Here is a 10,556-nt window from a genome sequence, read left to right on the forward strand (position 1 = left end):
CAAAACTCCCACCACTACTACTACCCCCACCAAAACTCCCACCACTACTACCGCTACTTCCACCACTACTGGAGGATGATGATAAGCTGGGAATTGTGTGGTCGGTTTTTTTATTGTAGTTGCAACATTTACATTGATAGGTAGTCCGTAGGAGTCCTGTACTATATTGAGTGGGTGAGACGACGGTTTGTGATGTGCTGGTTACGGTTAATTCTTTACCAACAGGACATTCTGAATGGCTGGGCTTGTTAACGTAGGCTTTTAGATAGATAGTATTGCGACTCAGTGCGCCTACTTCAGGACTCCACCACGCCTCAAAACTAACATTTCCGAGTTTGGCGGCTACCTGTTCATGGTCTGTTAATAGGGGTTGGAGTTCTGCGGGTTCTAAGGGGTCTAGGAAAACTTGTGAATCAGTATTATAAACAGGACGGAATGAACGCTGATTTTTGTTTTTCTTAAAACGCCATTCAATGAGTTGAGAACTGATGGTAAAACAGCCAATCAAACTAATTAGAGATGTTATAATTATTCCCGATTTAATTATGCCAATCCCTGATTCTTGATAGTATATTAACCACCCTATTAACCAAAAAAATAACCACCCTATTAACCAAAACAAGAAACCTATGGAAAAAATACCTACACAGAATACCATAATGATGAGCTGATTAATTGTGGTGGGCTCATTAATTGTGGTGGGCTGATTAATTTTGGTCATTGATACTAAGATAGTTTTATACGCTTTTTTATACGCTTTATCCACCAGGATTATAAACAATATAGCTATCAGAGCCACCACTGAAAATGGAGCTAATTGTGGGGTTAGATACAACATCCATAATACGGGGATAGCAGTTAAGGCAAATAATACACAAAATATACCTAAGCGGACATAAGTATAAGCGCCAGTTTCACTGGGGTCAAATGTTGTAATCCGCTGATAGTCTCCAGGCTTAACCAAAATAGGTTTTTGGGCTTCACGGCTGGCTAAATTATAAAAACCATATGATAATAACCCGGCTGAACCTGTCAACAACCAAACTAAATTAGGGATATCTATAGGAGGTTGAAGGCTGGCATCAAAAACCTGGTATTCTACGGCTTGAATTAAGGCTTGAGTTCCGGCTAAAATGCCATCATTAAAATTATCATTCCTCAAATAAGGCACTACATGATTATCAAGAATTCGCCCGACTCTCGCATCAGGTAAAACTCTCTCAATACCGTATCCGGTCTCAATTTCTACACGGCGATCGCCTACAGATGTTAAAAATAAAAGACCGTTATCTTGACCCTGTTTACCAATTCCCCAATGATTAAATAGTGCAGTGGTAAAGGCTTTAGGGGAAGGATAAGACCCGGTTTCAGGAACTGTCACTACAGCAATTTCTGTCCCGTTTTTTTCTTCGAGTTCAAAAATCATCTGATTTAATCGGTCTTCTGTTTCATTGCTGAGAACATTCGCCATATCTGTCACCCATCCCCCATATACTTCTTGAGGATTAGGAACTTCTGAGGGAGTGAGACTATAACTGACGGAAGGCTGTGATATAACGATGATGCTAAAACAGAGAATTCCTAAGCACCATACTCCTAAAATGCGACCGTAGCGCTGGATACTGTTAATTTTCATAATTCCAGGTTAACTCATCAGCAAGTTATGTTATATTATAAGGACATACAATCAGCAGAGGAGCAATTCTTTAAGAAAACTTAATTTTTGGGGGAGGAAGATTGATGAATGATGCTGATAGCAATATTCCCGACCGACTCGCGCCAGAAGTGTTAGAAGTGGCTTCTCGGTTGTATCAGGAAGCTATTGATAGTTATTCGATCGCCGAACTTCAGGAAGCAGGTGCGGAGGTTTCTATTCCGCCAGAATTTATCGAAAAAGCGATCGCCGAAATTCAACAACAGCGCCAACTAGAAGCGATCGCCCAACAAAAAGCCACCCAACTCAAATCTGGGTTAACATTAGGGGGCACAGTTTTCGCCATAGTAACAGTATTATGGACTATTGTTACTTATAATTCAATTTCAGCCAGGTATCAGCAAACCCAAGCATCCTGGAGTCAAGTAGAAAACCAACTCCAGCGGCGGGCTGATTTAATTCCGAATTTATTAGCTGTAACTCAAGCGCAAGCACAACACGAACAGCAAATTATTAACCTGTTAATTGAATCGAGGGAACAGTTTTTACAAGCCAATTCTGCATCGGAAAAATTAGTAGCTAATGATGAAATGAATTTAGCTATTAGGCAATTTAATCAGTATGTAGTCAGCCAGCCCCAACTGGGTTATTCCCCGGCTTTTATCGGTCTTATGTATGAATTAGCTGGGACAGAAAACCGCATAGCTACTGAAAGACAAAGATATAACCAAACTGTCCAAGAATATAATCAATACCTCCGACGTTTTCCTAACTCCATAGTTGGTAATATTTTTAATTTTGAGGAAAAGCCGTTTTTTCGGGCTGAAAATACCCAGGTTCCTAAGATTGAATAAAAGCAGAAAGTCAACCGCCATCTAGTCAAAATTAATCCTATAGGAGGTTGACAAAATCGGATATTTATGATATGAAAAGGGATTTTTAATCAACCCAATTTTTAGCCCTACTGATGGCGCGTGTCCACATAATAAAATTATCGCGCGCCTGTGCGGAGCCTCCTCCGGGTTCAAATATGCGATCGACTTGGCGGCGAGAAATCAAATCCTGATAACTATCCCAAAAACCGATCGCCAAACCCGCACCAAAAGCGGCCCCTTGGGCGGTAGCATCCAAAATGGCGGGACGTTCGACAGGAATACCCAACAAATCGGCTTGAAACTGCATCAAAAAATTATTTCGGGAAGCGCCGCCATCAACCTTCAGCAGAGAAATAGAAGTTTGACAATCCTTATTCATAGCTTCGACCACCTCACCGACTTGATAAGCGATCGACTCCAAAACCGATCGCACCAAATGCTGTCGCTGTACACCGCCAGTAATACCCATAAAAGCCCCCCTAGCGCTCATATCCCAGTGAGGAGCTCCCAACCCGCTGAGGGCTGGCACAAAATAAACCCCATTAGTATCATGAACCTCGCGACACAGTCCCTCAGTTTCCGCCGCCGAATCAATCAATTTAATCCCATCTCGCAGCCATTGAATACAAGCGCCGGTGGTGAACATCGCCCCCTCCAGAGCATAATTTGCCGAAATCGGGCGGTCTCCCTGCTGTTGAGTCCATGCCATAGTAGACAAAAGTTGATTATGCGATCGCGTCAAAATCTCCCCAGTCTGAGAAATCAGAAAACATCCCGTCCCATAGGTACATTTCAACATCCCCGGCTGGTCGCAACCGTGAGCAAATAAAGCAGCCTGCTGGTCTCCCAAAATAGCCGTAATCGGAATTTCCACCCCCAATAGATTCGGGTCAGTTTTACCAAAAAAGCCGATACTGGGTTTAATTTCCGGCATGATATGGGGAGGAATGCCAAACAAATCCAGCAAAAGCGGACCCCAATCACCCCGATCCAAATTCATTAACATAGTACGGCTGGCGTTGCTGTGGTCTGTAGCGTGAACCTTTCCCCCCGTAAGTTTCCATAGCGCCCAGGTATCAACAGTTCCGGCTAAGACATTATCCAAATTGACCTGGGGCTTTTCTCGTTTTACCCAGTCAAGTAACCAAGCCAATTTAGTTGCCGAAAAATAGGCATCAACCACCAATCCTGTGCGTTCTTGAATTTCCTGAGCCTTTCCTTGCTCGGCTAATTCTCGGCATTTAGCAGCCGTGCGGCGATCCTGCCAAACGATCGCATTATGAAGAGGCTCTCCCGTCGTCTTATCCCACAACATACAGGTTTCGCGCTGCACCGTCAAACCAATAGCTTGCACTTGGGTAGGAGAAATCCCCGTATCCCGAAATACCCGTTGCATCATCTCATAGGTATCTTCCCAAATCTGTTCCGGGTCATGTTCCAACCAACCCGGTTGAGGATAATGTTGTGTAAGTTCTTTATAAGCCTGACCTGCGATGGAACCTTCAGCATTAAACAAAATCGCCCGATTGCCTGTTGTGCCTAAATCCAGGGCTAAAATATATTGAGTATTTAGTGTAGTCATGAGCATTTCTTTGAGAAAACTTACTGCACCAATCAATGCAGATCTGTTTCCATGTATATCAAGATTAGCGATCGCCTCGCTGGGTTCTTACCAATTCTTGACACTCTGGAGAAACTGAGCCGATCTGAGATCCCGAATCTCGCCAAGTTTCCAATGTAGCTATTGTTAGTGCCATAATGGAACCGCCCGCCGTTATCAGGGTTCAATACTCCTATCGTCGTCCTCACACATGATCATGCTGATGAATAGATTACCCAAACACCCACAACTGCTATTGTGGAAACAGTCCGCGTCTGGCTGTAGTTCTGGTAGCCGAAAAATTACCCATCTAGCGGGAGTTATCATAGCGATCGCCATCCTTCCATTTTTATCTATCGGGGGTATCTTCAGCCCCTATCCAGGGAACGCCCAAAATCCCAGAGGTTCTGGTCAAGCCATGACCGTCCGTTCCGATATACAGGAAGCCGATGCTAACACCGGAATTGTCACCGCTAGGGGAAACGTACAAATAGACTACCCCGCCCGTCAAATTCAAGCCACCGCCGCCCAAGCCCAATATTTCAGCCAGGAACGTCGCATCATCCTGAGCGGGAATGTTTTAGTTTTACAAAATGGTAACACTATCCGAGGAGAAACCGTCACCTATCTAATTGATGAAGGGCGATTTATCGCCACTCCCCGCCAAGGCGGACAGGTCGAGTCAATTTATTTGCTTCCCGACAACCAAAACAACGCTGCCGCTCAACCATTTAACCCCGCCCCCCCCTTTCAAACCCCTTTAGGTTCCCCATAGAATTCAACTTGATGGGTAATCAGGAATATATTTCTGTTGTATTGTCACCTGTGTAATCCCTGTTCCCCGTTGCCTGCTATAACTATCTATATCACCGTTAACAGCCTGTGGCGCTATACTCAAATTTTGTCAAACAGCAATGAAAATCGTGCTGGAAAACATCCATAAGTCCTATGGAAAGCGCACTATTGTTAGTCGCGTGAATCTATCTATCTCCCAGGGAGAAATTGTCGGTTTACTCGGTCCCAATGGTGCCGGAAAAACCACCACCTTTTATATAGCCACTGGATTAGAAAAGCCGACCCAGGGGCGCATTTATCTTGACGATCGCAATATTACCCACCTACCGATACACAAACGGGCCAGACTAGGTATCGGCTATTTAGCCCAAGAGGCCAGTATTTTCCGACATCTAAGTGTCCGTGACAATATTCTGTTAATTCTCCAACAAACCCGTGTCCCTCGCCGTCTATGGGAACATAGGCTTAATAGTCTGTTGCAGGATTTTCGGTTAGAAAAAGTCGCCAACAACTTAGGCGTGCAAGTTTCCGGGGGTGAAAGACGCAGGACAGAATTAGCCCGCGCCCTAGCATCAGGGCCATTACCGCCCCACTTTTTGCTATTGGACGAACCCTTTGCGGGCGTTGATCCGATCGCCGTATCAGAGATGCAAGCTATTGTTGCCAATTTACGCGATCGTAATATGGGCATTTTAATTACCGATCATAATGTTCGCGAAACCCTCGCCATTACCGATCGCGCTTATATCATGAGAGACGGACAGATTTTCGCATCAGGGGTAGCAGAAGAACTTTACAACAATCCCCTAGTGCGACAGTATTATCTTGGCGATAGTTTCCAATTATGAAATTAACCATTAGCAAATCTACATCTTCAAGTCCATGGCTACTACCCAGCCTATCGGTGTTAGATCGGTACATAATCCAAGAATTAATACCTCCCTTTATCTTTGGAGTAGGATTATTTACCTCAGTTGCTGTCACTGTTGGGACTGTCTTTGAATTAGTCCGCCGCGTCGCCGAATCAGGACTACCAGTCAGTGTGGCTTTTCAGGTATTCCTGTTAAAAATGCCCGATTTTATGGTCTTGGCTTTTCCCATGTCAATGATTTTAACCACATTGATGGTATATGGGCGACTGTCTAGCGATAGTGAATTAATTGCCATTCGTAGTTGTGGAATCAGTCTTTATCGCCTAGTAATTCCCGCAATTATTTTTAGTTTTGTTGTCACCGGAATGACCTTCGCCTTTAATGAAATTATCGTGCCAGCAGCCAACTTTCAGGCGACAATGACCCTACAAAAAGCCTTGAATGAAGACGCACTCAATATCAGTTCAACTAACATATTTTTCCCCGAGTATGAACGAGTTAGCGTCGAGGGTACTAACCGCCGCGTTAATGTTTTAAGGCGGCTTTTTTATGCCGAAGAATTTGCCGATGGCAAAATGTCAGGAGTCACAATTTTAGATCGTTCCCGCGCCGGAATCACCCAAATTATTTCATCAAGAACCGCCATTTGGAACCCCCAAGAAAGCACCTGGGATTTCTATAACGGCACCGTTTATATTGTAGACCCAGATGGTTCTTATCGTAATATTGCCCGGTTCGACCATAAACAATTACACCTTTCCCGTGTTCCCCTAGACCTAGCCAGCCAAGACCGCGACTATGGGGAAATGAATATCGCCCAAACCAAAGAATACCTAGAATTGATGAAACTCAGTGGCGATCAGGCAAAAATCCTGAAAACCAAAGTACGCATTCAACAAAAATACGCCCTTCCCTTTGTCTGTGTAGTGTTTGGACTGCTGGGGTCTTCCCTCGGTTCTCGTCCAGGACGCACCAACCGCGCCACCAGTTTCGGGATCAGCGTTATGATTATATTTGCCTATTATTTACTATCTTTTATTACTGGTGCAATAGGCCAAAAAGGAATTATTAGCCCATTTATGGCAGCTTGGCTACCAACAATGTTGGGTTTAGGAGTATCTGGCTTTTTGTTGTACCGCAGTGCCGAATAATTAATCAATGACCACAACTCCCAATTTAGTTACCTCCCAGATTACCATTCGTCCCTACCGCGATCGCGACTGGGAAGAAGTCTGTCAAGTTCACGATCGCGCCCAACCCGCCGAATTTGCCGGATCTTGTGATTTAAAAGGGATGCGACCCCTCTCGGAAAATCCCTATATTGCCCGTATTTTCCCCCTCTGTCGCAAGTTTGTCGCCTGTGACGGCAAAAAAGTCATTGGGATTATGGCAATCTACCAAGGCTATATTATCCTGTTGTACATCGATCCAGATTATCAACACCAAGGTATCGGGTGCCGCCTTTTGCGTTTAGCGATTAATTTAATCGGTTCCCCAGCTTGGACTATTGTAATGGCGGGAAATCAAAACGCGATTCGATTTTATGAAAAAGCCGGATTTGTCAAAGTCGAAACCTTTGAAAATACTGTTTCTGGCTATCCCTGTACCTTTATCCGCATGAAACGCGCTTACGGTGAGGGTTCCGCCGCCCAGGATTCTCCCAGAACCCGCCCCTACCCCTTGTGATTAAATACCATGCAATATCCATCCCCAACCCTAAATATTCCCCCCTATACTTGGAACCGTCCCATAGGCTTAGGATGGGAAAAACCCTATACAGTACGCTACCCTAGTAATTTAGATGATGGTCCCTTTCATGGAATGCCTTTAGGGGGTTTTGGCGCTGGTTGCATTGGTCGGTCTCATCGGGGAGACTTTAATCTATGGCATCTTGATGGTGGGGAACATATCTTTCGCCCCCTTCCTGGCTGTCAATTTAGCGTTTTTGAGGAAATCGACGGTAAACGACAAGCCTACGCCCTATCTACCCAACCTCCCGAAGATGGTAGCTTATCAACATGGAATTGGTATCCTAGTTCCGATCAGCATACCCAAACCGGAACCTATCACGCCCTTTACCCCCGCAGTTGGTTTGTTTATGAAAATGTCTTTCAAACTCAATTAACCTGTGAACAGTTTTCCCCGGTGTGGGGCGGAAATTACCAGGAAACCAGTTATCCTGTGGCGGTGTTTGAGTGGATAGCCCACAACCCCACCGATAAACTAATTATCCTCAGTATTTTATTAACCTGGGAAAATACCATCGGCTGGTTTACTAATCGTTTAGACACTCCCGCCGTGAAAGTGCGCGATGATGGTAGTCCCGTTTACGAATATCAGCCGCGCTGGGGAGATAGCCAGGATAATTGTAATCACTTTGTGGAAGACTTCCACCGTGTTGGTTGTGTGATGACTCGCTTGAATATTAATGACCAACTCGGAGAAGGGGACGGTCAAATGGCGATCGCCACTATTACTAACCCTGTCGTTGAGGTATATTGTCACAACCGTTGGAGGCCCTCCGGTAATGGTTACGATATTTGGGAATATTTTTCTCAGGATGGGTCCCTGATTGATATACACGATGACGGGCCCGCCCTTGAAGGTGAAAGAATTGGCGCGGCTTTGGCCGTCCGTTGTATCCTCAGACCCGGAAAAACTCGCAAAATTCCCTTTTTTATCGCCTGGGATTTACCTGTGACTGAGTTTGAGGCGGGAGTTACTTACTACCGCCACTATACCGATTTTTTTGGGCGCAATGGTCGTAACGCTTGGTCAATGATTCGGACAGCTATGAAGCATTCCGATACCTGGCGCGAGAATATCGAAGCATGGCAAAATCCAATTCTCAATCGCCAAGATTTACCCCCTTGGTTCAAAATGGCTTTGTTTAATGAACTTTATCTACTGACGGACGGGGGGAGTCTATGGACTGCTATTGATGAGGATGAGCCTTGGGGACGGTTTGCTGTCCTTGAATGCTTGGATTATCGGTGGTATGAAAGTCTCGATGTGCGCCTATATGGGTCCTTTGGTTTGTTGATGTGGTGGCCAGAATTGGAAAAATCCGTGATGCGGGCTTTTGCTAAGGCGATCGCTACTGATGATGATACCCCCAGAATTATTGGTTACAATCAAGCCTCAGCTATTCGGAAAGCTGCTGGGGCGACTCCCCATGACTTGGGGGCTCCTAATGAACATCCTTGGGAAAAGACTAACTACACCAGTTATCAGGATTGCAATTTGTGGAAAGATTTACCCTGTGATTTTGTCTTGCAGGTATATCGCGATTATCTGCTAACAGGGGCCGATGATATTCAGTTTTTGGTAGAATGTTGGCCGGCGATCGTCCAAACTCTCGATTATCTCAAAACCTTCGATCGCGATCGTGATTGTATCCCAGAAAATGGTGGCGCACCAGATCAGACTTTTGATGATTGGCGAATGATGGGGATTAGCGCCTATTGTGGGGGCTTATGGTTAGCCGCATTGGAAGCCGCTATTGCCATCGCAAATATCCTACTTTCCCATCATAGTGATATCACCCCAGATACAACTAAGGCGATCGCTACCTGGACTAATTGGTTAGAGACCGCTAAACCTCTTTATGACCAAACTCTCTGGAATGGTAGCTACTACAATCTTGACAGTCAGAGTGGATCTGATGTCGTCATGGCCGATCAACTTTGTGGTCAGTTTTATGCCGCCTTATTAGGTTTGCCCGATATTGTCCCCCACCATCGCGCACGAGTGGCGCTACAAACCATTTATCAAGCCTGCTTCCAGAATTTTCATAATGGCAAGTTTGGAGCCGCTAACGGTGTCAGAACTACCGGAGAACCCATTAATCCTCAAGATACCCACCCCCTAGAGGTATGGACCGGCATTAATTTCGGTCTAGGTGCTTTCCTTATTCAAATGGGGATGAAAGAAGAGGCTTTTCAACTCGCCGAAGCCGTGATCACTCAAGTATATCAAAACGGCCTCCAGTTCCGCACCCCAGAAGCTATTACCGCCGCCGGAACTTTCCGCGCTAGTCACTATCTCCGCGCTATGGCAATTTGGGCTATGTATTATCAAATACAACACCCCTAGTTAATTATTCTGGTGCGTCAGCCATCCAACTATTTGTGGCCATCATGATGATTCTATCTGACGCACCCTACCCCCTACCCATGTCTAATCATGATTACTGTGGTCGTCTGACCCACCAAGGGTGTTAATTATTCTGGTGCGTCAGCCATCCAACTATTTTGTGGCGTTATGGTCGAAAGGGAAGTCGCCTTCCCCAACTCCAATTCCAAACCGTGCTTGATACTTTCACATCACACGGATCCTGATGTGGATACCCCTTTTGACATCGGGAACAGGGTAACAACTTCCTGCTTTGTGACTTCAACTTTTAGATCTATAGCACAAGACAGAAAAGTTAGGACGTATAATGGCAAGGATATCTACAGAAGACCCAAAAGGCCAGCCCCCTACAGTTACGACCTTAGACAAAAAGTTATTAATGCAATTGAACTAGACGGTATACCCAAAACCGAAGCCAGTCAAGTTTTCCATGTCAGCAGGAACACTATCAATCTCTGACTGCAAAGAAAAGCACAGACCGGAGACTTCCTCCCTAAACCTAATCGCCCACCTGGCCATAACCACCAAATTACCGACTGGCATAAATTCAAGGCTTTTGCCCAAGAGCATGGCCACAAAACCTCCGCTCAAATGGCCCAACTTTGGGCTGACGACATCTCTCCTCG

Annotated in this window: 8 protein-coding genes and 1 pseudogene; 7 read left to right on the forward strand and 2 right to left on the reverse strand. The window is 45.2% G+C overall.

The features are described from left to right. Nucleotides 1-1,636 (reverse strand): TPM domain-containing protein (locus tag B9T16_RS21350; protein WP_410245706.1); only part of this gene is annotated, 1,636 nt, incomplete at its 3' end. Nucleotides 1,637-1,740: 104 nt separating this feature from the next. Between B9T16_RS21350 and B9T16_RS21355 the strand changes: the two genes are divergently transcribed. Next, nucleotides 1,741-2,508, forward strand: a complete 768-nt coding sequence (locus tag B9T16_RS21355; protein ID WP_410245707.1) for a LemA family protein — start codon at nucleotides 1,741-1,743, stop codon at nucleotides 2,506-2,508. A gap of 85 nt (nucleotides 2,509-2,593) precedes the next feature. On the opposite strand, the gene glpK is transcribed toward B9T16_RS21355, so the two are convergent. Continuing rightward, complete coding sequence (gene glpK, locus B9T16_RS21360; RefSeq protein ID WP_006617384.1) at nucleotides 2,594-4,111, reverse strand: glycerol kinase GlpK; 1,518 nt, start codon at nucleotides 4,109-4,111, stop codon at nucleotides 2,594-2,596. Nucleotides 4,112-4,340: 229 nt separating this feature from the next. Between glpK and B9T16_RS21365 the strand changes: the two genes are divergently transcribed. From B9T16_RS21365 to B9T16_RS21390, 6 genes and pseudogenes are all read left to right on the forward strand, one after another. Beyond that, on the forward strand, nucleotides 4,341-4,904 hold the full coding sequence (locus tag B9T16_RS21365) for an LptA/OstA family protein (RefSeq protein WP_035737063.1): 564 nt from the start codon (nucleotides 4,341-4,343) through the stop codon (nucleotides 4,902-4,904). 139 nt (nucleotides 4,905-5,043) lie between these two features. Then, nucleotides 5,044-5,772, forward strand: coding sequence for an LPS export ABC transporter ATP-binding protein (lptB, locus tag B9T16_RS21370; protein WP_006617382.1), 729 nt, complete (start codon nucleotides 5,044-5,046; stop codon nucleotides 5,770-5,772). After that, nucleotides 5,769-6,947, forward strand: coding sequence for an LptF/LptG family permease (locus B9T16_RS21375; RefSeq protein WP_006617381.1), 1,179 nt, complete (start codon nucleotides 5,769-5,771; stop codon nucleotides 6,945-6,947). Before lptB ends, B9T16_RS21375 begins: the two co-directional genes overlap by 4 nt. Nucleotides 6,948-6,954: 7 nt before the next feature. Beyond that, nucleotides 6,955-7,482 carry a GNAT family N-acetyltransferase gene (locus B9T16_RS21380; RefSeq protein WP_006617380.1) on the forward strand — a complete coding sequence of 176 codons (528 nt, stop codon included), beginning with the start codon at nucleotides 6,955-6,957 and terminating at the stop codon, nucleotides 7,480-7,482. Nucleotides 7,483-7,491: 9 nt separating this feature from the next. Then, nucleotides 7,492-9,891 (forward strand): GH116 family glycosyl hydrolase, encoded by a 2,400-nt coding sequence (locus tag B9T16_RS21385; RefSeq protein ID WP_006617379.1) that lies wholly within the window; start codon nucleotides 7,492-7,494, stop codon nucleotides 9,889-9,891. A 357-nt stretch (nucleotides 9,892-10,248) separates the two neighbouring features. Further along, nucleotides 10,249-10,556: pseudogene (locus B9T16_RS21390) on the forward strand (IS630 transposase-related protein); the annotation flags it as partial.

The sequence above is a fragment of the Arthrospira sp. PCC 8006 genome (assembly GCF_046480465.1).
Lineage (GTDB): Bacteria > Cyanobacteriota > Cyanobacteriia > Cyanobacteriales > Microcoleaceae > Limnospira > Limnospira platensis.